Origin of the sequence: Wenzhouxiangella indolica (assembly GCF_042310355.1) — a bacterium.
Taxonomy (GTDB): Bacteria; Pseudomonadota; Gammaproteobacteria; order Xanthomonadales; family Wenzhouxiangellaceae; genus Wenzhouxiangella.
In genome coordinates, this window is record NZ_JBHJMR010000013.1 from 16,059 (window position 1) to 40,786 (window position 24,728).

The following is a 24,728-nucleotide window of genomic DNA, read 5'->3' on the forward strand; positions in this document are numbered from 1 at the left end:
CCGAGACCGGAACGTGGATAAGATGCAAACCATGGATCCTCTCGTGACAATCAATCACAACTGCGCAATGTGCATGTGCATGTGTCTGCAAGCCCCGGCTGCGGATGCGTGTACGGCTGTGTTCTGATCCAGTAAGACCCACCGAATCACGACAAAACCCGCAGCGGCCAGGCCGGTGCGGGTTTTTTCTTGTTCCTGATCCCCTCATCGAGCCCCCGCTGCGGAAGACCAACCACCCGCAACGGAGAGCAAGCAGATGAGTGACAGCAAGCAAAGACGATTCGAGACCCTGCAGGTCCACGCCGGGCAGGAGCCCGCGCCGGGCACCAACGCCCGCGCCGTGCCGATCTACCAGACCACCTCGTATACCTTCGACGACGCCGATCACGGTGCGCGCCTGTTCGGCCTGGAAGAGTTCGGCAACATCTACTCGCGCATCATGAATCCCACCAATGACGTTTTCGAACAGCGCATCGCCGCGCTCGAAGGCGGCGTGGCCGCCGTGGCCACCGGCTCGGGCCAGGCCGCGCAGCTGATCGCCATCACCACCCTGGCGCAGGCCGGCGACAATATCGTGGCCGCGTCCTCGCTCTACGGCGGCACCTGGAACCAGTTCAAGGTCACCCTGCCCCGGCTGGGCATCGAGGTGCGCTTCGTCGACGATGACGACCCGGCCGCCTTCGCCGCGCAGATCGACGAGAACACCCGCGCGATCTATGCCGAAACCATCGGCAACCCCGGCTTCCGCATCCCCGACTTCGAGGGGCTGTCGGCCCTGGCCCGGCGCGAAGGCCTGCCGTTGATCGTCGACAACACCTTCGGCGCCGGCGGCTACCTGTGCCGGCCGATCGAACACGGGGCCGACATCGTGGTCGAGTCGGCCACCAAGTGGATCGGCGGGCACGGCACGTCCATCGGCGGGGTGATCGTCGATGCCGGCCGCTTCGACTGGGGCAACGGCCGCTTCCCGCTGTTCACCGACCCGGCACCCGGCTACCACGGCCTGAATTTCTGGGAGGCCTTCGGACCGGACAGCCCCTTCGGCAACATCGCCTTCGCCATCCGTGCCCGCGTGGAAGGCCTGCGCGATCTCGGCCCGGCCCTGAGCCCCTTCAACAGCTTCCTGTTCCTGCAGGGGCTCGAAACCCTGTCGCTGCGCGTCCAGCGACACGTCGACAATACCCAGGCGCTCGCCGAGTGGCTGCAGCAGCAGCCCGCCGTCGAGTGGGTCAACTATCCGGGCCTGCCCGACCATCCTTCGCACGAGCGCGCCAGGCGCTACCTCGACCACGGCTTCGGGGCGGTGCTCACCTTCGGCATCCGCGGCGGCGAGCAAGCCGGCCGGCGCTTCATCGACAGCGTGCAGCTGGCCAGCCACGTCGCCAACGTCGGTGACGCCAAGACCCTGGTCATTCATCCGGCCAGCACGACGCACCAGCAACTGTCCGAGGACGAGCGCAAGGCCGCGGGCGTGACCAGCGAACTGGTGCGCGTATCGGTCGGCATCGAGCACATCGACGACATCATCGACGACTTCGCCGGCGCCTTCGAGCGGGCCGGACTGGCGGCAGCGGCATGAGAACCGACGACCGCGTCATTGCCATCGACAACCCGCCGCCGCTCGCCGGCGGCGCGCGGCTTCCGCGCCTGGAGATCGCGTTCAGGACCTGGGGCCGGCTGGATGCCGGCGCCAGCAACGCCGTGCTGGTCTGCCCGGCCCTGACCGGCGACCGGCACGTCGATCAGTGGTGGTCGGGCCTGCTCGGGCCCGGCCGTAGCCTGGACCCCGAAACGGACTTCATCATCGCCGCCGACGTGATCGGCGGCAGCGGCGGCACGACCGGGCCCGGCCACCGGCGCGGCCTGCGCCTGTGGGGCGATCGTTTCCCCGCAGTGTCGGTGCGCGACATGGTGACGGTGCAGCGCCTGCTCGTCGACGCGCTGGGGATCCGTCGCCTCAAGCTCGTCATCGGCGGTTCGCTTGGCGGCATGCAGGTGCTCGAGTGGGCCACCGGCCACGCCGACCGGGTCGCGCAGGCAGTCGCCATCGCCGCACCCGCGCGGCAGACCGCCTGGGCGAGCGCCCTCAATTATGCCCAGCGCCGGGCGCTGGACGAGCATGGCGACCTGGAACTGGCGCGGATGATCGCCATGCTCAGCTATCGCCACTGGGACAACCTCGACGGTCGCTTCGGGCCGGAGGCCGGCGGCGAGCGCACGGCACAGGGCTGGCTGGCGCATCACGGACGCACACTGCGCGAGCGCTTCGACCCATTGGCCTACCGGCGCCTGATGGACGCCATGGACGGTCACGATATCGGCCGGGGCCGCTGGGGCTGGCGCAAGGCCGCGCAGGCAATCCGGGCCCGCACCCTGATCGTGGGGATCACCTCCGACCTGCTCTATCCGCCCCGCGATCAGCGGGCCCTGGCCGAGGTGCTGCCGCACGCCGGGCTCGAGTGGCTCGAGGCTGACCAGGGCCACGACGCTTTCCTGATCGAGCAGGAGCGACTCGACCGCATCGTCTCGGGCTTTCGGCGCGCCAGCGAAAGCCCCCGGCCCGTTCTGGAGGCTCGCGCATGAACACCGTCACCCGCAGCCATCCGGCATTCAATGAACCTCCAAGCACCGGCGCCCGGCCGCGGTCGGCGTCGGAGACGGTCGATGTCGTCGTCATCGGTCATACCGGGCAAGTGGGCTCGGCCCTGGTATCCCGACTGGGCCGACTCGACGAACGCGGCGACCTTCCCGCGCTGCGATTCGCAGAGGGCATCAATCGCCGCAGCCGCCTCATCGTCGATCAGTCCGCAAGTCCGGCACTGCAACGTGATCCGGGAACACTCGAAGAACTGGGTGATCGCCTGCGCGCGCGGGGCCGACCGACCGTCGTCGTCGACTGCACGGCCGACCCGGATCTGCCGGCCCTGTATCCCGGCTGGCTCGAGGCCGGCATCGGCGTGGTCACGCCCAACAAGCACGGCTTCTCGGCCGACCTGGGGCTGTATCACCGCATCCACCGGGCGGCTCGCGTCGGCAACGCGCCGCTGGCCTACTCGGCCACGGTGGGCGCCGGACTGCCGATTCTCTCGTCCCTGCGGCGCCTGCGCCGCGCCGGCGCGGTGCCGGCGCGACTCAGCGCGGTGGTCTCGGGCACGCTCGCCCACGTGTTTGCGCAAATGGCCGACGGGCAACCGCTGTCGGCCGCCGTCGACGACGCCCGCGAGCGCGGCTTCACCGAGCCGGACCCGCTGGAAGACCTTTCGGGCAGCGACGTGGCGCGCAAGCTCGTGATCATGCTGCGCGAAGCCGGCCTGGACGACATCGCGGTCGAACGCCAGCCGGTTGTGGCCGACGACTGGGCCGACCAGGCCCGGCAAGGCCCTGCGGTGATCACGGCCCTGCGCGAGCGCGACGGCGAATGGCGGCAGCGCTTCGAGTCGGCACGGGCCGCCGGCGAGACCTGGGCCTACCTGGCGCAGTTCGGGCCCGAGGGTGCGAGCGTCGGACCGCTTCGTCTCGACCGCCGCTCGCCGTTCGCGCGGCTCGGCGGCAGCGCCAACCTGGTTCGCATCGAGCTGGCCGACGATCCTCGAACACCGCTGGAAGTCCGCGGCCCCGGCGCCGGGGTGGCGGTCACGGCCGGCTCGGTGCTCGCCGACCTGGTCGAGGCCGCCGGGGCGCTGTGCGGCCCGCGATGACATCAGACCGTTCGCGCGCAGGCCTTTTCGGGCGTATTCTAGGAAGTACGGACCGTATTGCCTTCGAATTTCCTCAATCGGGAGTTGGGCCATGAACATGACCGCCATGAGCGCTGCCCTGCCGCACGACTCGTGTATGCAGGGCCTGGCGCAGGCCGCCCTGGAGGCGAGCTACGACTCGATCCTGATTACCGACGCCAACCTGGACCATCCCCGGATCGTCTACGTCAACCCGGCCTTCTGCCAGATGACGGGCTGGACGCGCGAAGAAGTGATCGGCCGCACGCCAGCCATCCTCCAGGGCGAGGACACCGACCGCGAAGTCACCCGGCGGCTGCGGCAGGCGCTCGAGGCCGGCCGCGACTTCGAAGGCCGCACCCTCAACTACCGCAAGGACGGCCGCCGATTTCACATCGAGTGGCGCACCTCGCCGGTCAGGAATGAGAACGGGGAGGTCACGCACTACCTGGCCATTCAGCGCGACGTTACCGCCCATGTACGGTTGATGCGCCGCCTGGTCGAGCGCGCCGAGTCCGACCAGTTGACCGAACTGCTCAATCATGGCGCCGGCGAACGCGAGCTGGAACTGCAGATTGCCCGGGCCGTGGAAAGCGGCCAGCCCCTGAGCGTGGTGTTGCTCGACATCGACCACTTCAAGCCCGTCAATGATGAACACGGCCACCAGATGGGTGATCTGGTGCTCGAACGGATCGGTCGCCTGATCAACCAGCGCCTGAACCGGCAGGACATCGGCGTGCGCTGGGGCGGGGAGGAGTTCCTGCTGGTGCTGCTCGATACCGATCTCGAGGGCGCCCGGCGGGCAGCGGAAACCTTCCGGGGACTGATCGAGGCAACCGGGTTCCACGACGAAATCCGCATCACCGCGAGCTTCGGGGTCGCGCAATGGCGACCGCAAGACACGCCCGAGACACTCTTCAAACGTGCCGACGTCGCTCTCTACGAAGCGAAAGAAAGCGGCCGCAACCGGGTCTGCATCGCCGGGGACTGATCGACCCGTACTAGCGCCGGTAGAGATACTCCTGCATGCCGTTGCCCAGCAGCATGGTCTTTTCCGAGCCGAATCCGGGCAGGCGCTTCTCGAGCTCCTTGGGGCTGTAGCGCGGCGCGGGAATCGCTTCGAGCGCAGCCTCGTCCGGTTCGGCCAGCAGTTCGAGGCCAACCGGCGCGAAAGAGGCCGGAACGGCCGGCATGCGCGTGGCCCGGTATTCGATCAATGCGTGCAGCCTCGCGCGCGGTGAGGCGCGCTCGGCCAGGCGACGGCCCAGCGCCTCGATCACGGCGGCCGGCAGGTAGTTGAGCAGGTTCCAGCACAGCACCAGGTCAACCGTCTCGCCGTGCGCGGGCGGCAACAGGCCGTCGAGCCAGCGCTCGACGGCCTGCGGCCCTTCTTCGTCCTCGACGTCCGGCAACTCGGCCAGCCGGCCGGGCAGGTCGACCACGTCAAGCCGGCAGCGATAGCGACCGAACAGATCGACCGTGCCGGCTCGCGCGCGTCCCAGGTCGAGCACCACGTGGCGGCGGTCGTCCTCGAAGGCCTCGACCGCCATGGCGAAAAGCGGGGCGCGTATCGGCTCCGGGCCGCCCCCTTCGAGCGGCCGTGCGGCAGTGCTGTTCATTCAGGCCGTCCCGGGTGAATGCTTCAGTGGCTGGCCTGCTTGCCCGCTTGTCCACCGGACTTGGCCCCGCCGGCATCCGCATGCGGCGAGTCGGCCTTGGCGCCTGCATTCGCCGTCGGTGCGGACTTCTGCCCCGAGAAGGCCTTGCTGAGCGTCTCGCCCTTGGCGTCCATGTCGATCGACCCGTTGAACTGGGCACCGTCTTCCAGACTCACGCGAGGGGCCGCGATGCTGCCTTTCACGCGCGCGGACTTGCGGATGACGACCTGCTCGGAGGCGACGAGATTGCCGTCCATCCGGCCGTCGACAAAGATCGAGTGAGCATAGACATCGGCGGCAACATCCCCCTGGCTGCCGATCGTGACGCTGTTGTTCTTGAGTTCGACGGTCCCCTTGACCTTGCCTTCGATGACCAGGTCCTCGTCACCGCGCAGCTTGCCGTCGACATTGATCGACGGGCCGATCATGGCCGTGCCGCCCGAGTTGCGCGGCGCCGGGCGCGGTGCGCTGGTGGAGGCTTCGGGCTTGCGGCTTTCGCCGGCGGTGGATTCGGATTCTTGCTGATCGCGCTTGTTGAACATCCTTGTGTCCTGCTTTGGGGATTGGGGGCTGTTCAAGCTACTCCCGGGCGCCAGGGTGGTCAAGTGCCGGAAGACAGGAATGCGACCGGCCGGGCAACGTGGCCCGGCCAGTGCGTGACAGACGTCACATCACTCGAGATCGAGGAAGCTTCTGAGTTGTTCCGACCGGGTCGGATGGCGCAGCTTTCGCAGCGCCTTCGCCTCTATTTGACGGATGCGCTCCCGGGTGACGTCGAACTGCTTGCCGACCTCCTCGAGGGTGTGGTCGGTGTTCATGTCGATGCCGAAACGCATGCGCAGCACCTTGGCCTCGCGCGGGGTCAGGCCAGAGAGCACCTTCTGCACGGTATCGGTCAGGCCGGTGGTGGTGGCCGTGTCGATCGGCGAGAGGATGTTGGCATCCTCGATGAAATCGCCCAGGTGCGAGTCCTCGTCGTCGCCGATGGGCGTTTCCATCGAAATCGGCTCCTTGGCGATCTTGAGCACCTTGCGCACCTTGTCCTCGGGCATTTCCATGCGCACGGCCAGCTCTTCCGGCGTGGGCTCGCGACCCATTTCCTGCAGCATCTGCCGGGAAATCCGGTTGAGCTTGTTGATCGTCTCGATCATGTGCACGGGGATACGGATGGTGCGCGCCTGGTCGGCGATCGAACGCGTGATCGCCTGGCGGATCCACCAGGTCGCATAGGTCGAGAACTTGTAGCCGCGGCGGTATTCGAACTTGTCGACGGCCTTCATCAGGCCGATGTTGCCTTCCTGGATCAGGTCGAGGAACTGCAGGCCGCGGTTGGTGTACTTCTTGGCGATCGAGATCACCAGGCGCAGGTTGGCCTCGACCATTTCCTTCTTGGCGCGACGGGCCTTGGCCTCGCCGATCGACATGGCGCGATTGAGTTCGAGCAGCTCGCCGGCCGGAATGCGCTGGTCGCGCTCGAACTTGGCCAGGCGCTCCTGCAGGCCGGCCAGGTCGTCGTGGTGTTCCTTGACCGCCTTGGCCCACTTGCTTCGGCGCCTGATCAGGCCTTCAACCCATTCCGGGTCGCTGGCGTTGTCGCGGAAGCTGGTGATGAATTCCTTGCGCGGCATGCCGCAACGTTCCACGCAGATCTGCATGATGGAACGCTCGACGTCACGCGTGCGCGCCACCTGGAAACGCATGCGGTCGATCAGGTAGTCGAACAGGCGCGGCGGCAGCTTCAGGCGCATGAACTGCTCGGCGATCAAGTCGCGTAGCTCCGAGGCCTTGGGGCTGTTCGGGCCGTAGCGGTCGTAGAGCTTGATGAAGCGCTCGTGCAGCTTGCGCATTTCATCGAAGAACTGGGTCACCTGCTCGGGATCGGGCAGGGTGTTGACCGTCGGCGCCGGCTTGTCCTCGTCTTCTTCCTCGTCTTCGTCGATGTAGACGGCCTCTTCCTCGACGGCCGCTTCCATCGCGTCCTGGGAGATCAGCTCCATCTCCGCGAGCAGGGTCGGGTTGATGAAGCCGCTGACCAGTTCGTTGAGCCGCAGGTTGCCTTCCTTCCACGACTCGACTTCCTCGAGCAGGGTCTCGATCGTGCCCGGAAAACGCGCCAGCGCCTGGTTGACCTGGTTGAGGCCGTCCTCGATGCGCTTGGCGATATCGATTTCGTCCTCGCGCGTGAGCAGCGACACCGAGCCCATTTCACGCATGTACATGCGCACCGGGTCGGTCGTGCGGCCGAGCTCGGTCTCGACGGCCGCCAGGGCCGCCTCGGCATCCTGCTGCGCGGCCTCGTCGTCGGTATCGCTGCTGGCCGAGTCGTTGAGAATCAGCGCATCGGCATCATCGGGCTCCTCCTCGAAGACCTTGATGCCCATGTCGTTGATCATGTTGACGATGTCCTCGATCTGCTCGGGATCGACGATATCGCCGGGCAGGTGGTCGTTGACCTGGGCGTAGGTCAGCCACTGTCCCTGTTCACGGCCTTTCTGGATCAGCTGCTTGAGCTGAGAGGGTCGCGGTGCATTTTCCATAGGTGCTTTTTCGGCTTTCATATTTGTCCGTCTTCGTTGCGCCGGCTCAGCAAGCGGCGCAGTTCGCTGGTGCGGTCTGCATCGAGACCCCCTTCGTTCAGTTGGGCCTGCTGAAGCTCTCGAATTCTGGTCTGTACCATTTGACGACGGATTCTGGCCAGAGTTTGCGTCAGCGCCGCCGGCATTTCTTCCGGATCAGAGATCACTTCGCGGGTCGCCAGGCGGGCAAGCCATGGCGCTTCGCGGCGATCTCGCCAGGCCTCCAGAAGCTTAGCCGTAGAAAACTGGGGCTTGTGGCGGCAAAAGTCAATCAATTCGCGCAGGAAATCCACTCCGCGGACCGTTGCCGGGGCATCAAGCGCGTCCTCGGGCAGCCCGGCGGCCAGCCCCGGACGCTGCACGAGCAGGGCCACGGCGTACTGCACGGGCGTGAGCGAGCGATCCTCGTCCGCGGCCGCGGCAGGCCTCGCCTGCGGCCGACCCTCGGCTTTCGGCTGGATGCGCCCGCCGTGACCGGCGCGCCGAACCAGCTCCTCGCGCATCATGTCGGCGAACGCGCCCTCGGGCAACTTCTCGAGGTACGGCTCGGCCAGCGCCACCAGTCGCGCGCGCCCGTCCAGGCTGGTCATATCCAGCGATTCGGCCAGGTGATCGAAGAAGAAGGCCGACAGCGGCCGGGCATCGTCGAGCATCTGCGCCATCGCGGCCTGCCCCTGGCCGCGAACCAGCGAATCGGGGTCCTCGCCTTCGGGCAGGAACAGGAATCTGACCTCGCGATTGGATTTCAGTTCCGGCAGCGCCGCCTCGAGGCCACGCCAGGCCGCCTGTCGTCCGGCGCGATCACCGTCGAAGCAGAACACCACCACCGGCGAGGCACGAAAAAGCAGGCCCATGTGGTCGGAGGTGACCGAGGTGCCCAGCGTGGCGACGGCGTTGTCGAATCCGAACTGGAACAGCGCGGCCGCGTCCATGTAGCCCTCAACCACCAGGATGCGCGGCGGCAGGCCGCCGCGGCGCACCTGGTAGAGCCGGTAGAGCTCACGGCCCTTGTGAAAAACCGGCGTCTCGGGCGAGTTCATGTACTTCGGACCGCGCTCGCCGAGCGAGCGTCCGCCGAAGGCGATCACCCGACCGCGACGGTCGTGAATGGGAAACATTACCCGGTCGCGGAACTTGTCGATGACGCGCCCGTCGCGGCGCGTGATCAGTCCGGCCTGCTCGAGTTCCTGCGGCCCGAACCCCTCCTGCTGCAGAAAATCCGCGAGCGCCTGCCACGCCTGCGGGGCGTAGCCGATGCCAAATTCGTCAACCGTGGCCTTGTCGAAACCGCGCCCTTTCAGGTAATCGCGGGCCGCCTCGCTGGCACCGAGCTGGCGGCGAAACCAGTTCTGCGCCTGCGACAGGGCCTGATACAGCCGGTCGTTGCTCTTGACCGGCGCGCGACCGGCTTCGCGCGGCACTTCCAGGCCGGCGGTGTGCGCCAGCTCCTCGATCGCGGCGGGGAATTCCAGGCCGTCGTACTGCATGACGAAACCGATCGCCGTACCGTGCGCACCGCAACCGAAGCAGTGGTAGAACTGCTTGTCGGAGCTGACGGTGAACGACGGCGTCTTCTCGTCGTGGAAGGGACACAGGGCCTTGTGTTCGCCCCGGCCGGCCGGCTTGAGCTCAACGCGCGAACCGATCACTTCGACGATATCGGTGCGCTCCAGCAGGGATTCGATGAAATCTTCGGGGATGAGGCCGGGCACAGGACCAGTTCAGCGACCCGGGGCTAGCCGGCCAGCCGCGATCGCACCAGCCTGGAAACCTCAGCCATGTCGGCGCGCCCCTGTAGGCGCGGCTTGAGCAGGCCCATGACCTGGCCCATGCCGCTCATGTCGGTGGCATCGGCCTCGGCGATGGTCTTGTCGATGATCTCGACGAGCTCGTGCTCGGGAAGCTGCTCGGGCAGGTAGGGCTCGAGGATCGCGATCTCCGCTTCCTCGCTCTCGGCCAGCTCGGGCCGACTTCCCTCCCGGTACTGCTCGGCCGATTCGCGGCGCTGCTTGATCATCTTCTCGATCACGGCCAGCACCTGCGCATCGTCGAGCTCGATGCGCTCGTCGATCTCGCGCTGCTTGATCGCGGCGGTGACCATGCGCAGGGTCTTGAGGCGCTCCTTCTCACCGGAACGCATCGCCTGCTTGACGTCATCGTTGAGCTGCGTTTTCAGCGACATGACCGGCCCGTCCCGCCGAGAAGTTGCGTAGAATGCTTGATCAGTAGAGCCGCTTGCGGTTCACGCGCTCGCGCGAGATCTTGCGCAGGTGGCGCTTGACGGCCGCGGCCTTCTTGCGCTTGCGTTCCTGGGTCGGCTTTTCGTAGAACTCGCGGCGGCGCGCTTCGGCGACCACGCCGGCTTTTTCGCAGGAGCGCTTGAAGCGGCGCAGCGCGTATTCGAACGGTTCGTTTTCCTTGACCTTTACACTGGGCATTAAAATTCCCTAAACGGATTTCGTGGAAAGCTGACCATTATAAACGTGGAAATGCCCGACGTGCAAAACATTCTCGGCATCGAGACCTCCTGCGACGAAACCGGCGTGGCCCTGTACAGCGCCGCGAGCGGGCTGGTCGGCGACCTGGTCTACACCCAGGCCGACCACGCCGCTTACGGTGGCGTGGTGCCGGAACTGGCCTCGCGCGACCACGTCCGCAAGCTGCCGGGCATGGTGCGCGAGCTGCTCGATTCGGCCGGCATGCCGGCCAGCGAGCTCGATGCCGTGGCCTACACCGCCGGCCCGGGCCTGGCCGGCGCCCTGCTGGTGGGCGCGGCCACCGGTGTTGCCCTGGCTGCCGCGCTGGGGGTGCCGGCCATCGCCGTCCACCACATGGAGGGCCACCTGCTCTCGCCCCTGCTCGAGGACCCCGCTCCGGACTTCCCGTTCGTCGCCCTGCTGGTGTCGGGCGGCCACACCATGCTGGTGGCGGTCGAAGGGTTCGGCCGCTACCGCCTGCTGGGCGAGACGCTCGACGATGCGGCGGGCGAAGCCTTCGACAAGACCGCGCGCCTGCTCGGCCTGGGTTACCCCGGCGGCCCCGAAATCGCCCGCCTGGCCGAGGGCGGCGACCCGAATCGCTACGACTTCCCGCGGCCGATGACCAACCGGCCGGGGCTGGACTTCAGTTTCTCCGGCCTGAAAACGCACACGCGCGAGCTGGTCGCGCGCGTGACCGAAGCCGACCATGCCGACGTGGCCGCAGGCTTCGAACAGGCCGTGGCCGAAACCCTGGCCATCAAGTGCAAGCGTGCGCTGAAGGAAACGCGCACGCAGCGCCTGGTGATCGCCGGCGGGGTAAGCGCCAACACCCGCCTGCGCACCGAACTCGAGCGCCGCATCCCCGGCCAGGTGTACTATCCCGCCCTGAAATACTGCACCGACAACGGCGCCATGATCGCCCATGCGGGGTGGTATCGGAGGGGGGAAGCGACGAGGGATGGGTTGATCGCGGTCAAACCACGTTGGTCAATCGAAGCGCTGGGCAAGGGTTCCGAATGACCAAGTACGCTGTGAATGACCAATGACCAAGCACCAATTTACAAACAATGTTCAGGGACCGAATGAAGAAATGACCGAAACTTGCTTCGATCACTTTTCGGTGCCGCAGCAACCGTTTGGAATTTCGGTCATTGGGTTTTGTTTGGTACTTGGTGCTTGTGAATTGAAAATTTGCGTACTCACTTCCACCGCACCCGACCGCTGGCACAATCGCACATAGAACCACACACACTGGAAGCACCCCACCAAGTGGATATAGTTTTTATAAAGGATCTCGACATCGAGACCGTCATCGGCATCTACGACTGGGAACGCAAGATTCGCCAGACCGTGCGCCTGAACCTGGAAATGAGCAGCGACATCCGCGCCGGCGCTGCCAGCGACCGCATCGAGGACGCGCTCGACTACAAGGCCGTGGCCAAGCGCCTGATCGGCTTCGTCGAGTCGAGCAGCTTCCAGCTGGTCGAGACCCTGGGCGAGCGCTGCGCCGAGATCGTGCTGAACGAGTTCCCGGTCGACTGGCTGCGGCTGGAACTGGACAAGCCGGGCGCCGTGCGCGGCTCGAAGTCGGTCGGCATTCGCATCGAAAGAGGCCGCCAACCATGAGCACCGTCTACCTGGGGCTGGGGTCGAACCGCAACGCCGAGGCCAACATCCGCGCCGGCGTGCGCGCCCTGTACCGCAAATTCGCCGCCACGGCGATTTCGCCGGTCTACCGGTCCGCCGCCGTCGGCTTTTCCGGCCAGGACTTTCTCAACTGCGCGGCCCGCATCGAAACCGATCTTGGGCCGAGCGAGCTCAAGGACTGGCTGACGGCACTCGAGGACGAATACGGCCGCGACCGCAGCCAGCCGAAGTTCTCCGACCGCACGCTCGACATCGACATCCTGCTGTACGACGACAAGGTCGGCGACTTCGACGGCCTGACCCTGCCGCGCGACGAGATCCTGAAATACGCCCACGTACTAAAACCCCTGGCCGACCTGGCGCCGCAGTTGAAGCATCCCGAAACCGGGAAGACCTTCGCCGAGCATTGGGAAGAATTCGAAGGGGATCGGTCCCTGGAGCCGGCCGAGCTCGGCAATGAGCAGCCGACCACGCCCAACTGGTGGGGCAGCGGGGGTTGAAGAGGCACTCGCCACGGAATCTTCAATGACCAAATAACAAGTACCAAACAAATCTCAATGATCGAAATTCCAATGACGTGAAACCGGCGCAGCGGTATAGCCCGCGCCCGTTTTGATCATTCAAACATTGGCCATTAGAGTTTGTTTGAAAATTAGTGCTTGGTACTTGAAAATTCTTTGTTCGCTTCCCCCGGAACCCGACAAGCTCGAAGGGCACTCACCCTGCGCCAAGGGCAGCTTTGGCTGCTGGGGTGACGAGACGCTGCGCCAGGCCATCCGCGCTTTCGCGACGTCACACGTCTGCTGAAATAAAAATCTCTTAAACGCAAAGACGCGAAGACGCAAAGAAAAAAACTGAAACAAAACCACGGAAGAACACCGAAAGCTCCGAACATATGTAGAGCTCGAATCCTGGCCTGAATACATCGATCGCTCACCGCTTCTAGTTGCAACCAGTTGAGGTTGGACTTCGGTGCATTCGGTGGCCTCCATCCCCTGGTTGAGTCAGTCCTTTGCGTCTTCGCGTCTTTGCGTTTACAAGGTTTTCTTTCACATATTCAACAAACGGCCGCCGTCGACGGCGAGGATCTGGCCGGTGATGTAGGGGGCGTCGAGGGCGAGGAAGGCGACGGCGCCGGCGATGTCTTCGGGCCGGCCCTGGCGCTGCAGGGGGACACGCTCGAGGATTTCGGCGCCCGCTTCGGGTGACTGCTCGCTCTCCGGCCAAAGGATTGCACCGGGTGCGACACCGTTGACGCGCACTTCCGGGGCCAGCTCGCGTGCGAGGGCGCGCGTCTGCGCGATCAGGCCGGCCTTGGCCTGGCTGTAGACCGGGTGATTCGGCAGCGGCACCAGGCCGTGGATGTCGACCATATTGACGATCGCGCCCTCGCGGGCGGACAGCTCAGCCGCGCAGGCCTGCGCCAGGAAGAACGGCGCGCGCAAGTTGCTGGCCATCAGTTCGTCCCACTGCGCCGGCGTGGCCGAGCCGACCGGCGTGGGGTAGAAGGCCGAGGCGTTGTTGACCAGCACATCGATGCGACCGAAGGCCTCGAGCGCGGCGTCGCGAATGCGCTTCGGCGCGGCGTGTTCGGCCAGGTCGGCCTGCACCAGGGCCGCCGAGCCACGCCGCCGGTCCAGCAGCTCGTCGCGCAGCGCCTCGGCCTCGTCGGCCGATCCGCGGTAGTGGATCACCACATCCAGGCCGCGCGCGTGCAACGCACGGGTGATGGTCGCGCCGATCCGCCGGGCCGCGCCGGTTACAATCGCCACTCGTCCACGCTGTGCTTCCACGCTTGTCGTCATCCCGTTCTCCATCCCTGTCGCTGCCCGAGCCGCCGGCCGAACTGGTTGAGCTGAGCGAGGCGCTCAGCCGCAGGATCGTCGCCGAAATCGAGCGCGACGGCCCCATGCCTTTCGACCGCTACATGTCCATGGCATTGTACGAGCCGGGGTTGGGCTACTACGTCAACGGCCTGCACAAGTTCGGCCAGGCGGGCGATTTCGTGACCGCGCCGGAACAGGGCGGCCTGTTCGCCGCCGCGCTGGCGCGCCAGTGCGACGAGGTGGCCGCCGCGATCGGGGAGCAATGGACGCTGCTCGAGCTCGGCGCCGGTTCGGGCGTTCTGGCGCGCGAGATGCTGGCCGAACTGGCTTCACCGCCGCGGCAATACCTGATCCTCGAGCCCAGCGCGGCGCTGCGCGAAGTACAGCGCGAGAACCTGGCCGGGCTGCCGAAAGCGCTGCGTGAGCGGGTCCGCTGGATCGACACCCCGCCCGATGATCCCTTCGAGGGCGTCGTCATCGGCAATGAAGTCATCGACGCACTGGCCGTCGCGAAGTTCGAGATCGGTGAAGCCGGCCCGCTCGAGCAGCGCGTCGATTTCGACGGCAAGCGCCTGTGCTGGACCCGGCAGGCGCCCCGACCGAGGCTGTCGAAGGCGGTCGAGCAACTGCAGGAACGGCTCTCGAAGCCCCTGCCGGAAGGCTATGCCAGCGAGATCTGCATCGACCTGCCCGGCTGGATCGAAACCGTCACCGGGCCGCTCTCGCGCGGCCTTGTCCTGTTCATCGACTACGGCTACCCGCGAGCGGAGTACTACCATCCCGACCGCGGCGACGGCACCCTGGTCTGCCACTACCGGCACCGGGCGCATTTCGATCCCTTCGTCTGGCCGGGCCTGACCGACCTTTCGGCCTTCGTCGATTTCACCGCCGTGGCCGAGTCGGGTTTCGAAGCCGGGCTCGAGGTCGCCGGCTTCACCACCCAGGCCGGTTTCCTGCTCGCCCTGGGCGCCCACGAGGCGGTCGAGCGCGCCACCGGCGACGAACAGCGCCTGCGGCTGGCCGGCGAACTCAAGCGCCTGACCCTGCCCGGCGAGATGGGGGAGAAGTTCAAGGTGATCGGGTTGTCGCGGGGCCTCGACGAAGGCTTGAGCGGGTTCGGGTTGATGAGTCAGCTTCATAGGCTTTGAAGAAGGTTTCAGGGTTCAGGGTTCAGGTTTCAGGGGCGGGCAGCGGCGAGGGGTGCGGGGCGGCATTGCCGCGAGACCTTGCAACTCTCCAATGCCTGCGCGGCGCCGCCGCCCCGCACGGCTTTCGGCTGCCGACCTGAAACCTGAACCCTGAAACCTGAAACCTTTAGTCCCCCAACTCTATTTCGGACGCCTATCCTCGATAATGAGACAAATTCGGCTACAGCACCATGTCCAAGAGCTTTGACTACATCATCGTCGGCGCCGGTTCGGCCGGTTGCGTGCTCGCCAACCGGCTCAGCGCCGATCCGGCGGTCAGCGTGTTGCTGCTCGAGGCCGGGCCGCGCGACTGGAATCCGTTCATCCACATGCCCGCCGGCCTGTCCAAGCTGGTCAATTTCAAGTCCCTGAACTGGAACTACGAGACCGAGCCGGAACCCGCGCTCAACAACCGTCGCCTGTACTGGCCGCGCGGCAAGGTGCTGGGCGGGTCGAGCTCGATCAACGCGATGTGCTACTCGCGCGGGCACCGCAGCGACTACGACGACTGGGCGGACGCCGGCAACGAAGGCTGGGCTTGGCGCGACGTGCTGCCCTACTTCCGTCGCTCCGAGGACCAGGCACGCGGCGAGTCGGAACTGCACGGCGTGGGCGGGCCCCTGAGCGTTTCCGACCTGGGCTACACGAACCCGCTCAGCGACGTGTTCATCCAGGCCGCCGAGCAGGCCGGCTTTGCCCGCAATCCCGATTTCAACGGCCCGGCCCAGCGCGGCGTGGGCTTCTACCAGGTCACCCAGCGCCAGGGGCGGCGCTGCAGCACGGCCACCGGCTACCTCAGCCCGGTCAAGTCCCGGCCCAACCTGACCGTGCTCACCGGCGCATTCACGCTGAACCTGACCTTCTCCGCCGGCGACCGAATCGGCGGCGTGCGATACCGGCGTCACGGCGTGACCCACACCGCGCTGGCCGAGCGCGAGGTGCTGCTGACCGCCGGTGCGATCAACTCGCCGCAGCTGCTGATGGTTTCGGGCATCGGCCCGGCCGGCATGCTCGAGGCCGCCGGCGTGCGCTGTCGGCACGAGCTGCTCGAGGTCGGCCGTAACCTCCAGGACCATCTCGACGTCTGCACCCTCACGCGTTGCTCGCAGCCGGTCACCTACGACCAGCTCAACGAACTGCGCGTGGGCCTGCGCTATTTCCTGCACCACGAGGGCGAAGGCACCTCGAACATCGCCGAGGCCGGAGCCTTCCTCGTCAGCGGGCGCGGGCGCGACGATCGCCCGGACATCCAGATGCATTTCGTGCCGGCGCTGCTCGACGACCACGGGCGCAACCGCCTGCCCGGCGACGGCTACACGCTGCACGCCTGTCCCCTGCGTCCGCAGAGCCGGGGCCACCTGGCGATTCGCTCCGGCGACGCGCGCGAGCCGATTGCCATCCACGCCAACTACCTCAGCGAGGCCGAGGACCTGGAGATGATGCTCGAATGCGTCAGGCTCTCGCGCCGCATTCTCGAGCAGCCGGCTTTCCGCCCTTTCCGCGCCCACGAGATCTATCCCGGCGACGACGTGCGCGATCGCGACGCCCTGATCGAGTTCGTCCGCACCAAGGCCGAGACCATCTACCACCCGGTCGGGACCTGCCGCATGGGGAGCGACCCGCACGCCGTAGTCGACCCGCAGCTGAAAGTCCGCGGCCTGCAGGGCCTGCGCGTGGTCGACGCCTCGATCATGCCCACGCTCGTCGGCGGCAACACCAACGCCCCGACGGTCATGATCGCGGAGAAGGCGGCCGACATGATCCGCGAAGAAGTCGCGGCCCGCCCGGCGCAAGCCGGCGAAGCCGCCTGAGCACTCAGGACTCGCGCGTGCCCATCAGCGGCAGGGGCACGTGCAAGAGCGCGCACACCACGCGCAGCAGGTCGAGTTCATCATCGACGACCTGTTCGTCGTAGGCGGCGCAGCGCAGGAGCGCGACCACCAGCGAATGCTTCGAGGCCGGCCGCAGGTCGTCGAGCCGGGCGAGCAGGTCGTCGAGGCGGCCGGCCCAGCCGGCGGTGTCGGGCATGGCCGGAATCTGCCCCTCGAGCTCGGCCATGCCGGCGCCGAAGGCTGCCTCGGCCGCGGCGGAATCCTCCGGGTGGCCGTAACGCGCCAGGATGGCCATCAGCTCGGTTGCTTCGGGCTTGCGTGACGCGAGCTTGCGGCGGCCGGTAGCGGCGGCCCGGGCCGGTCTCAGGGCGTCCCGGACCAGGGCATTGACCAGGCGCGTGAGCGCGAACTCGTGCATGTCGATCTTGCCGTCGGCCTGCGCCAGCCCGTCGAGCAGGCGCATGAAGTCCATCAGCTCCGCCTCCGGCCGACGACGAATCTGCGGGAAGGCCAGCTCCACCAGCGGCAGGCGAATGGCGCGCGGCTGATCGACCAGCGTCTCGCGCAGATGACGCACCTTCTCCTCGCTGTCGCCGCCGAGGGTGCGCGCGACCTGCAGTAGCTGCCGCTCGCGCACCTCGCGATCGGCGCTGATCAAAAGGCAGCAAACCAGCTCCGGCGCCCACTCGTCGGAGTGGGCGGCTTGCTCGAGCCGGGAAGGAATGCCCGCGGCCATCACCGCCGCCGTCAATGCCTGTTCCAGGCCGGGCTGGCCGATCTGTTCGGCCAGGTTGCCCAGATCGGTGACCAGCCGCGTGGGATCGACACCGCCGGCCGCCGCCTCCTCGACCTGTTGGCGACGCGCTGCTTCTTCCGCCTCGGCCTTGCGCGCCTGGGCGTGGCGTTTCATGTCCTGCGCGATCTGTGCCAGCTCCTCGGACCGGAACGAGGGGTCGACGGCCTTGATCCGCTTTTCCAGCGGCGGATGCGTGGCGAAGGCCTGGTAGCCCATGCCGGTCGAGAACAGCATGTGTCCGACTTCCTCGGTGTCGGCGGTCATGAACGAGCCGGCCTGGAGCGCGCCGATTTTCTTGAGCGCGTTGCCGATGCCGTCGGGGTTGCGCGTGAACTGCACGGCCGAGGCGTCGGCCAGGTACTCGCGCTGGCGCGAGACGGCGGCCTTGATCCAGCGCCCGAAGAACAGCCCGATGTAGCCGATCACCACCACACCCAGACCCGCCAGGACGGCCGGCGCGGCGCCGCGGCTGTCGCGGGCGAAGCGGGCGGAGTAGAGCAGCTTGCGCCCGAGGATGGCGATCACCAGGATGCCGAACAGAAGGCCGATCAGGCGGATATTGAGCCGCATGTCGCCGTTGAGAACATGGCTGAACTCGTGGGCGATCACGCCCTGGAGTTCATCGCGGTCGAGGTGCTCGAGCGTTCCGCGGGTGACCGCCACCGCCGCGTCGGCCGGCGAGAAACCGGCGGCGAAGGCGTTGATTCCCTGCTCGTGCTCGAGCACGTAGATCTCGGGCACCGGCACGCCGGAGGCGATGGCCATTTCCTCGACCACGTTGCGCAGCCTGCGGCGCAGTGGGTCGGTGGTATCGCCGTCGATCCGCGTCCCGCCCATGGCCTGGGCAACCTCGCCGCCACCGCCGCGCAATTGCAGCGAGCGGACCGCACTGGCCCCCAGGATCACGCCACCGGTCACAACCGTCGCCCAGACCAGGTTCCAGGGATCGGGGCCGAGGGCGAAAAAGACAAAGACGTCCACCGCGGCGATGATCGCCAGCACCGCGAGGGCGAACATGACGATCAGGAATTTGCTCTGTCGGCGGGCCTTGTCCTGGTGCTCGAAGAAGTTCATACGATAAGAAAGGTTTCAGGGTTCAGGTTTCAGGTTTCAGGGCGGCAGCCGCGTAGCCTTGGGGGGCGGCTTCGCCGCGAGACTGCGTAGGTCTCGGTTAAATCCGCGACGGACGACCTTGCGGCCTGTACACGCAGCGCTAGGCGTGTCCAGATCATCTACGTCGTCCGTCGGCGATGCGACGCCGACCCACGGGGGCTTCGATCCGACAACGCGGCAAAGCCGCCCCGCGATGATCTCAGTTGCCGACCTGAAACCTGAACCCTGAAACCTGAAACCTTGTTTTTAACCAAAATCCACCTGGACGGCTTCACGCTTCTCGGGGTCGTCGATCTCGAGCAGCTCGGCCGGCTTGAAGGTGAACATGCCGGCGATGATGTTGGCCGGGAAGCTCTCGCGCAGGGTGTTGTAGTGCATGACCATGTCGTTGAAGGCCTGGCGTGCGAAGGCGACCTTGTTTTCCGTGCTGGTCAGCTCCTCGGACAGCTGCATCATGTTCTGGTTGGCCTTGAGGTCGGGATAGTTCTCGGACAGGGCGAACAGGCGTCCGAGTGCGCCCGACAGACCCTGCTCGGCCTGCGACAGCTTGCGCATGGCGTCCGGATCGGAGGGGTCGGCCGCGGCGGCCTTGAGCTGCTGGTGCGCGCCGTTGCGGGCCTGGATGACGCCTTCGAGGGTTTCGCGCTCGTGCGTCATGTACTTCTTGGCCACTTCGACCAGGTTGGGAATCAGGTCGTGGCGGCGGTTGAGCTGGACGTCGATCTGCGCGAAGGCGTTCTTGTAGCGATTGCGCGCGGCGACCAGGCGGTTGTAGATCGTGATGGCGAAAAACGCCGCCGCGACGATAAGGATCAGCAGTACCCATTCCATGGGTGGTTCCTCCCAGGAGAAGTCAGGCGTCCAGTTTACCCGCTCGGATCGGCACCGTCATCGCCTGCGATACGCAGGTCGAACAGCAGCCCGACGAAGCGACTCTCGACCAGCGGCCAGCGCAGGAACTGCGCCCCCTGCGGCAGCAGCGGCGGTGGCCCGGCGCGCGAGGGAAACGGCGACTGCAGCCAGGCCAGGGCCCCGGCACCGCGGCGCCACTGATCGAGCCGCTCGGCATCGCTCTCGTCCAGGGTCGAGGGGTCGACCAGCAACAGGTCGCAGTCGCGCGGCGCATCACGCCCATCGAGCAGGCGAATGCCCCATCGCCCGGCAAGGCGGCGAAGAACGCGCATGGTCGGCGGCGGAACCCGGGCACAGACGGTCTGGCCCTCGAGCAAGCCGGACAGGCTGCCGGCCATCGATTCGTCGCCGTGGTCGAGCACGGGCAGACGAACGCGGAAGCGGCTGCCGCCGTGGCAGCTCTCGATCAGGTCGAGCTTGCCCGCCATGGCATCGACCAGCTTGCGGCAGATCGCCAGGCCCAGGCCCGAGCCGCTGTAGGACCGGGTAATCGAGGCGTCGAGCTGGGTGAAGGGTTCGAACAGCCGCTTGCGGTCGCGCTCGCCGATTCCGGGCCCGGAGTCGGAAACGACGACGACCAGCTGCCCGTCGCGCCCGATCTCGGCGCTCATCTCGATGCCGCCGCGATCAGTGAACTTCACCGCATTGCTCAGCAGGTTGCCCAGCACCTGGCTGATGCGGTCGCTGTCGCCGGTGGCCGACAGCGGCAGGTCAGCCGACAGGCGCAGGCGAAGATCCAGGCCCTTCTTCGCGGCGTTGGGCGCATGCAGGTCCACGACCTGTTCGAGCATGGCCGTCAGGTCGAAGGGCTGAGCGTTGAGGCTCATCCGGCCGGCCTCGATTCGCGAGATATCGAGCACGTCGTCGATGATCCGCTGAAGCTGGAGGCCGGACTGGCGAAGCGTATCGAGGATGTCCTGCTGGCCGGGCTCGGTTTCGGTTTCGTAGAGCAACTCGACCATGCCCAGAACGCCGTGCAAGGGGGTGCGGATTTCGTGGCTCATCGTCGCCAGGAACTCCGACTTGGCGTTGCTGGCCTGCTCGGCGCGCTCGGCCAGTGAGCGCACGCGCTGCAGCAAAAGGGCGTTGTGGAGCGCCTGGCCGGCCATTTCCTCCAGCAGCCGCAAGCGTTCGCGGACAGCGCTCGAGGTCTCGACCCTCGGCCGCTCGACCAGCACCCGGGCAACCTCGCGCTGCCCCACCTGCAGGGCCACGGCGAGATCCCGCGCGCCATCGGCTTGTTCGAGCCGCTGGCGCCACTGCGCCCGCGCAAGCTGCGGCGCCTCGGGATCGGAGCACACCAGTTCGCGCGGAAGGTGACTCTCGAGATAGCCCAGCCAGGCGACGCGGCCCCCGGTCACGTGCACGATCTCGGTGGCGATGGTCTCGGCCAGGGAAATCGGCTCCAGGCTGCGATTGAGTCGCGTGATGATCAGGCGCTGCTCTTCGGCCAGCGCGCGTTTCTGCCTCGCCTCGCGCATGTCCCGGCGCCGCCGGTTGGCGCGACGGTAGCCGCGCAGGCCGACGCCGGCGCCCGTCACCGCGAACAGGCCGTAGGCCGCCAGCGCCCAGCCGCTGAGCCAGGGGGGCTGGCGAATCTTGATGGCCACGGCGTCGCCTCGTTCACTCCAGGGGCCGTCCGGCGCGGCGGCTTGAACGCTGAAACGATAGTCGCCCGGCGGCAGGCTCGAGTAGTAGTGCCGGGTCTGGCCGATGAGGTCGATCCATTCGTTGTCCCAGCCTTCCAGCTTGATGCGATAGCGGGTGCGCTCGTGCGCCAGGTAGGTGGTGGCCAGGAAGTCGACGAACACGCTGTTGTTGTCGTGATCGAGTTCGATCTGCGGCGAGGTTCCGGGTCCGAGTGCGATGCTGCGATCGCCGGCCTGTACGCGCGACAGGTGCACACGGGGCGCCACGGATACGCCGCTGACGGCGTCCGGGTCGACCGCGACGATACCGCCCAGGCCGGCGAAGGCCAGGCGACCGTCCGGCAGGGGCTGGGCGGTATTTTCACCGAACTCGACCGGGGCCAGGCCGTCACGGCGTGAAAAATGCCGCAGGCTCCCGTCCGCCGGACGGAAACGCGACAGGCCGCTGGTTCGCGTCAGCCAGATATCGCCGTGACCGTCGGGCAGGACGTTGATCAAGCGCCCCGGCGGCAGCCGGTCGGAAAGGTTGATCGCCTCGACCCGGCTCAGGCCTTCGCCGCGGTCACGCCAGAGCTCGAGGGATTCGTCGGTCGCGAGCCAAAGTTCATCGTCGCGCCAGGCCGCCGAAGCCAGGGGCTGGGAATGATCGACGGGCTGCCGGACGAACCCGCGCGAGTCGTCCCATCGATACAGCCCCCCGGAAGCAAGCAGCCACCAGCGCCCGCCGGGGCCCCGCATCAGCTCGCGACCGGCGGATTCGGGCAGATGATTTCGCCCCTCGCCCGCGGCATGGAAGCGCTCACGCTCGCCGCTGTGCTCGTCGATGAGCAGCAAACCGGCGTCCCGGGTGGCGAGCCACAGGCGGTCTTCGTCCTTGCGACGCAGAAAGGCGAAAGTGCCGGAGTCGAGTTCCTTGCGGTGCACAAGAACGTCGTGCCGGCCGTCGGGGCCCAGCTCGATGCGCACCACCGATGTCTGGGTGGTCACGTAGAGCAGGTCGGCCTCACGCCACACCTCCAGGACATTGGCGCCGGCGAGCGCCTCGCGGGCCGCCTGCGGAATGACGGGCCCGGATTCGCCCCCGCCCCGACCCGGCAGGAATTCGAGCTGCCCGCGCAAGCCGCCGACCCAGAAGCCCCCGGCGCGGCCGTCCCAGTCGAGGCTGGTGACCGGATCGATCGTCAAGCGCGCGCCTTCGGTATCTCCGGGCACCGGCTGGTAGCGCTCGAATGCGGAAAAGCCGGGCGGCAGGTACGCCGCACCACTGCGGGTCGTGGTCAGCCACAGTCCGCCTTCGCGGTCGAACAGCAGCCCGTCGACGGCATTCGAGGGCAGGCCGTTGTCGAGCCCCGGAACGTGCCGAATCACGCTGCTCCAGTCATCTTCTCCCGTACGGTAGCGGTGGAGCCCCTTGGTCGTGGCGACGATGATCTGGTCCGACTGGGGATCGGGCGCGATCCCCGTGATCGTGCCGTCGACCCGGGCGACCCGCCGTGCTTCGGCCTGCGGCGCCACGTCGCTCGGACCGAGATCCATGAGGGCACCGCCTTCGTTGAAATAGATACGGCCGTTCGCCTCGGCCAGGCTGATCGCGAACCGGCCTTCCTCGAGGCGGCGGATCGGGGTGAAGCGTTCGGCGCGCTCGTCGAACACGGAAATCTGGCCGGTCTGAACGAGCCAGACTCGGCAGCTCGAGTCGCGTTCAAGATGAACCTGGAAGCCGCCCGGATCGAGCCCGTCCTCCGCCGCCTGGGCGAAGGTCTCGAGGGAATCGTCGGATGGATCGTAAACGGCGACACCGCCGCGCATGAAGGCCATCCAGGTGCGCCCCCGGCAGTCCTCGGTCATGGACCAGATATTGCCGGCCGGCAGGCGACCGCCGCGCTTGCTCGGCTCCAGGTGGCGGACCGGCTCCAGGTCGGGGGCAATCTGGACCACGCCGCGGTCCTCCACGGCCGCCCAGACACTGCCGTCGCTGTGGGCCATCAGGGACATGATGTTGCGACCAGGCAGCGGGTCGGGTGTTTGCGGATCGCTCGGAATGATGCGCATGCGCGCACCTTCGTGACGGACCAGGCCACCGCGAGTCCCGATCCAGATGAAGCCGCGCGCGTCCTGAACGATGTCCTCGACCTGCCGATCGGGCAGACCCTCGTTGACGCTGAGGGTGCGAAAGACCGGGCCCTGGTCAGATCCCCTCGCCGCCCCGGAAACCAGGATGATGGCCAGCACGACCAGGCAACACAGCGGATGACGCCGGCGCCCGGCGCCAACGGCCACAACTGACTTGGCACCCTCTGCCAACATGCCTCCAGATCATCAACATTGGACCCGGAAAGTCAAGTCAAGGGCTTTTCCAGGTGGTGCCAGGTACCCATGTGGTGGTGATCGCCGTAGAGCAGCTTGCCGGAATCGATGCGCTCGAGACCCGCGCGCTCGAATTCGCGGGTCCAGTCCGGCCGCGCCGCGATGGCCTCGTTGACGCGAAGCATGTCCTGCAGCCGGCCGCGGGCGGCCAGCAGCTCGGCCAGCGTGTCGGCGACGGCCGAACGGCGGCCGGCCAGGGGCTCGCCGCGCAGGCTCAGCAGCTGATCGGCCAGGCCCAGGACATAGCGGAACAGTTCCGAGGCGGACTGGCGATGGCGCTGGAAAAGGGCGGGACCGATCCGCTCGAGCGCCTCGTGAAGCTGCGCGGGCGTCATGCTGGCGCCGGCGAACTCGCCCAGCACATCGAACAGCCGCAGCTCGTCCAGCACGGCAAACTCGCCGGCCTCGCGCTGCATGGTTCGGATCATGTCCGATTCGGACGCGTGCGCGACGATCACCAGGCGCCCACCCGGACGCAGCAATTCATGCACGCGCGTTGCGGCACTCGACCAGTCGCAATACTCGATCCCGTACTGGCTCATGACGAGGTCATAGGCGCCCGACGGCAGGCTGCATTGCTCAAAGGGGGTCTGGTCGACGAAGCGGATATCGTCCATCAAGCTCGCCGCATCGGGATGGGCGCGGCTTACCGCCTGCGGATCGACGCGGGCGGCATCGATGGCGGTAACGGCAAGGGCCTTGGGCACGCGGCGAGAGTAAGCTGCCGCCAGAAGCGCCAGCGCACCATTGCCGGTGCACACATCCAGCAACTCGGCGCCGGCGTCGAGTGCATCGAACTGACGCGACCAGAACGCCGCAACTTCACCGTCGTAGTTGCGGGAAAAGTCCTGCGGCAGGGAAGTCAGGCAGCCGCGTGACCAGTATCGGCTCCAGTGGCTGTAGTCGGGCATGGGAAGGCATTGGATGAACCAGGGCGTAGTTTACCCCCGGCTGGAAAAAGAAAGGCCC

General features: G+C 66.9%; 20 protein-coding genes. 9 read left to right on the top strand and 11 right to left on the bottom strand.

Going from position 1 to position 24,728, the window contains the following annotated elements:
* The first annotated feature begins 256 nt into the window (after positions 1–256).
* From ACDC67_RS12735 to ACDC67_RS12750, 4 genes are all read left to right on the top strand, one after another.
* Positions 257–1,579 (top strand): O-acetylhomoserine aminocarboxypropyltransferase/cysteine synthase family protein, encoded by a 1,323-nt coding sequence (locus ACDC67_RS12735; RefSeq protein ID WP_376693702.1) that lies wholly within the window; start codon positions 257–259, stop codon positions 1,577–1,579.
* Positions 1,576–2,583 carry a homoserine O-acetyltransferase family protein gene (locus tag ACDC67_RS12740; RefSeq protein WP_376693704.1) on the top strand — a complete coding sequence of 336 codons (1,008 nt, stop codon included), beginning with the start codon at positions 1,576–1,578 and terminating at the stop codon, positions 2,581–2,583. Before ACDC67_RS12735 ends, ACDC67_RS12740 begins: the two co-directional genes overlap by 4 nt.
* Positions 2,580–3,698, top strand: coding sequence for a homoserine dehydrogenase family protein (locus ACDC67_RS12745; RefSeq protein WP_376693706.1), 1,119 nt, complete (start codon positions 2,580–2,582; stop codon positions 3,696–3,698). The genes ACDC67_RS12740 and ACDC67_RS12745 overlap by 4 nt, the downstream gene beginning before the upstream one ends.
* 91 nt (positions 3,699–3,789) lie before the next feature.
* Positions 3,790–4,707, top strand: a complete 918-nt coding sequence (locus ACDC67_RS12750) for a GGDEF domain-containing protein (RefSeq protein ID WP_376693707.1) — start codon at positions 3,790–3,792, stop codon at positions 4,705–4,707.
* 10 nt (positions 4,708–4,717) lie between these two features.
* Here the strand turns inward: ACDC67_RS12750 and ACDC67_RS12755 are convergent, their stop codons facing one another.
* The 6 genes from ACDC67_RS12755 to rpsU form a co-directional block, all read right to left on the bottom strand.
* A complete protein-coding gene (locus ACDC67_RS12755) occupies positions 4,718–5,335 on the bottom strand; it encodes a hypothetical protein (RefSeq protein WP_376693709.1) in 618 nt (205 codons plus the stop codon).
* Between the two features lie 23 nt (positions 5,336–5,358).
* Positions 5,359–5,916, bottom strand: a complete 558-nt coding sequence (locus tag ACDC67_RS12760; protein WP_376693711.1) for a bactofilin family protein — start codon at positions 5,914–5,916, stop codon at positions 5,359–5,361.
* Positions 5,917–6,045: 129 nt separating this feature from the next.
* Positions 6,046–7,911, bottom strand: coding sequence for an RNA polymerase sigma factor RpoD (gene rpoD, locus ACDC67_RS12765; protein WP_376693712.1), 1,866 nt, complete (start codon positions 7,909–7,911; stop codon positions 6,046–6,048).
* A gap of 17 nt (positions 7,912–7,928) precedes the next feature.
* Positions 7,929–9,662, bottom strand: coding sequence for a DNA primase (dnaG, locus tag ACDC67_RS12770; protein ID WP_376693714.1), 1,734 nt, complete (start codon positions 9,660–9,662; stop codon positions 7,929–7,931).
* Between the two features lie 23 nt (positions 9,663–9,685).
* Entirely contained in the window at positions 9,686–10,132 is a 447-nt protein-coding gene (locus tag ACDC67_RS12775) for a GatB/YqeY domain-containing protein (protein ID WP_376693715.1), read from the bottom strand.
* A gap of 40 nt (positions 10,133–10,172) precedes the next feature.
* A complete protein-coding gene (rpsU, locus tag ACDC67_RS12780; RefSeq protein WP_116897063.1) occupies positions 10,173–10,388 on the bottom strand; it encodes a 30S ribosomal protein S21 in 216 nt (71 codons plus the stop codon).
* Positions 10,389–10,439: 51 nt separating this feature from the next.
* Here rpsU and tsaD point away from each other — a divergent pair, with 51 nt between their 5' ends.
* The 3 genes from tsaD (at position 10,440) to folK (ending at position 12,577) form a co-directional block, all read left to right on the top strand.
* Complete coding sequence (tsaD, locus tag ACDC67_RS12785) at positions 10,440–11,450, top strand: tRNA (adenosine(37)-N6)-threonylcarbamoyltransferase complex transferase subunit TsaD (protein WP_376693717.1); 1,011 nt, start codon at positions 10,440–10,442, stop codon at positions 11,448–11,450.
* 249 nt (positions 11,451–11,699) lie between these two features.
* Positions 11,700–12,056, top strand: a complete 357-nt coding sequence (gene folB / locus ACDC67_RS12790; protein WP_376693718.1) for a dihydroneopterin aldolase — start codon at positions 11,700–11,702, stop codon at positions 12,054–12,056.
* The gene (gene folK / locus ACDC67_RS12795; protein WP_376693720.1) at positions 12,053–12,577 is read left to right on the top strand and encodes a 2-amino-4-hydroxy-6-hydroxymethyldihydropteridine diphosphokinase; all 525 of its coding nucleotides are present in this window, start codon (positions 12,053–12,055) and stop codon (positions 12,575–12,577) included. Before folB ends, folK begins: the two co-directional genes overlap by 4 nt.
* 549 nt (positions 12,578–13,126) lie before the next feature.
* Here folK and ACDC67_RS12800 read toward each other — a convergent pair.
* A complete protein-coding gene (locus ACDC67_RS12800; RefSeq protein ID WP_376693721.1) occupies positions 13,127–13,882 on the bottom strand; it encodes a pteridine reductase in 756 nt (251 codons plus the stop codon).
* Between ACDC67_RS12800 and ACDC67_RS12805 the strand changes: the two genes are divergently transcribed.
* Together ACDC67_RS12805 and ACDC67_RS12810 are read left to right on the top strand one after the other, a co-directional pair.
* Entirely contained in the window at positions 13,873–15,051 is a 1,179-nt protein-coding gene (locus ACDC67_RS12805) for a class I SAM-dependent methyltransferase (RefSeq protein ID WP_376693723.1), read from the top strand. The two genes, ACDC67_RS12800 and ACDC67_RS12805, sit on opposite strands and share 10 nt — an antisense overlap.
* Positions 15,052–15,281: 230 nt before the next feature.
* The gene (locus ACDC67_RS12810) at positions 15,282–16,901 is read left to right on the top strand and encodes a GMC family oxidoreductase (RefSeq protein ID WP_376693724.1); all 1,620 of its coding nucleotides are present in this window, start codon (positions 15,282–15,284) and stop codon (positions 16,899–16,901) included.
* Between the two features lie 4 nt (positions 16,902–16,905).
* Here the strand turns inward: ACDC67_RS12810 and ACDC67_RS12815 are convergent, their stop codons facing one another.
* From ACDC67_RS12815 to ACDC67_RS12830, 4 genes are all read right to left on the bottom strand, one after another.
* Positions 16,906–18,792 (bottom strand): M48 family metallopeptidase, encoded by a 1,887-nt coding sequence (locus ACDC67_RS12815; protein WP_376693725.1) that lies wholly within the window; start codon positions 18,790–18,792, stop codon positions 16,906–16,908.
* Positions 18,793–19,077: 285 nt separating this feature from the next.
* On the bottom strand, positions 19,078–19,662 hold the full coding sequence (locus tag ACDC67_RS12820; protein WP_376693727.1) for a LemA family protein: 585 nt from the start codon (positions 19,660–19,662) through the stop codon (positions 19,078–19,080).
* Positions 19,663–19,697: 35 nt separating this feature from the next.
* Positions 19,698–23,699 (bottom strand): sensor histidine kinase, encoded by a 4,002-nt coding sequence (locus tag ACDC67_RS12825; protein WP_376693729.1) that lies wholly within the window; start codon positions 23,697–23,699, stop codon positions 19,698–19,700.
* Positions 23,700–23,731: 32 nt separating this feature from the next.
* Entirely contained in the window at positions 23,732–24,670 is a 939-nt protein-coding gene (locus ACDC67_RS12830; RefSeq protein ID WP_376693731.1) for a class I SAM-dependent methyltransferase, read from the bottom strand.
* Positions 24,671–24,728: the final 58 nt, after the last annotated feature.

Coding starts and splice junctions, on each gene's coding strand:
- ACDC67_RS12735 (WP_376693702.1), top strand. CDS start 257: ATGAGTGACAGCAAGCAAAGACGATTCGAGACCCTGCAGGTCCACGCC.
- ACDC67_RS12740 (WP_376693704.1), top strand. CDS start 1,576: ATGAGAACCGACGACCGCGTCATTGCCATCGACAACCCGCCGCCGCTC.
- ACDC67_RS12745 (WP_376693706.1), top strand. CDS start 2,580: ATGAACACCGTCACCCGCAGCCATCCGGCATTCAATGAACCTCCAAGC.
- ACDC67_RS12750 (WP_376693707.1), top strand. CDS start 3,790: ATGAACATGACCGCCATGAGCGCTGCCCTGCCGCACGACTCGTGTATG.
- ACDC67_RS12755 (WP_376693709.1), bottom strand. CDS start 5,335: ATGAACAGCACTGCCGCACGGCCGCTCGAAGGGGGCGGCCCGGAGCCG.
- ACDC67_RS12760 (WP_376693711.1), bottom strand. CDS start 5,916: ATGTTCAACAAGCGCGATCAGCAAGAATCCGAATCCACCGCCGGCGAA.
- rpoD (WP_376693712.1), bottom strand. CDS start 7,911: ATGGAAAATGCACCGCGACCCTCTCAGCTCAAGCAGCTGATCCAGAAA.
- ACDC67_RS12775 (WP_376693715.1), bottom strand. CDS start 10,132: ATGTCGCTGAAAACGCAGCTCAACGATGACGTCAAGCAGGCGATGCGT.
- rpsU (WP_116897063.1), bottom strand. CDS start 10,388: ATGCCCAGTGTAAAGGTCAAGGAAAACGAACCGTTCGAATACGCGCTG.
- tsaD (WP_376693717.1), top strand. CDS start 10,440: ATGCCCGACGTGCAAAACATTCTCGGCATCGAGACCTCCTGCGACGAA.
- folK (WP_376693720.1), top strand. CDS start 12,053: ATGAGCACCGTCTACCTGGGGCTGGGGTCGAACCGCAACGCCGAGGCC.
- ACDC67_RS12800 (WP_376693721.1), bottom strand. CDS start 13,882: ATGACGACAAGCGTGGAAGCACAGCGTGGACGAGTGGCGATTGTAACC.
- ACDC67_RS12810 (WP_376693724.1), top strand. CDS start 15,282: ATGTCCAAGAGCTTTGACTACATCATCGTCGGCGCCGGTTCGGCCGGT.
- ACDC67_RS12815 (WP_376693725.1), bottom strand. CDS start 18,792: ATGAACTTCTTCGAGCACCAGGACAAGGCCCGCCGACAGAGCAAATTC.
- ACDC67_RS12820 (WP_376693727.1), bottom strand. CDS start 19,662: ATGGAATGGGTACTGCTGATCCTTATCGTCGCGGCGGCGTTTTTCGCC.
- ACDC67_RS12825 (WP_376693729.1), bottom strand. CDS start 23,699: ATGTTGGCAGAGGGTGCCAAGTCAGTTGTGGCCGTTGGCGCCGGGCGC.
- ACDC67_RS12830 (WP_376693731.1), bottom strand. CDS start 24,670: ATGCCCGACTACAGCCACTGGAGCCGATACTGGTCACGCGGCTGCCTG.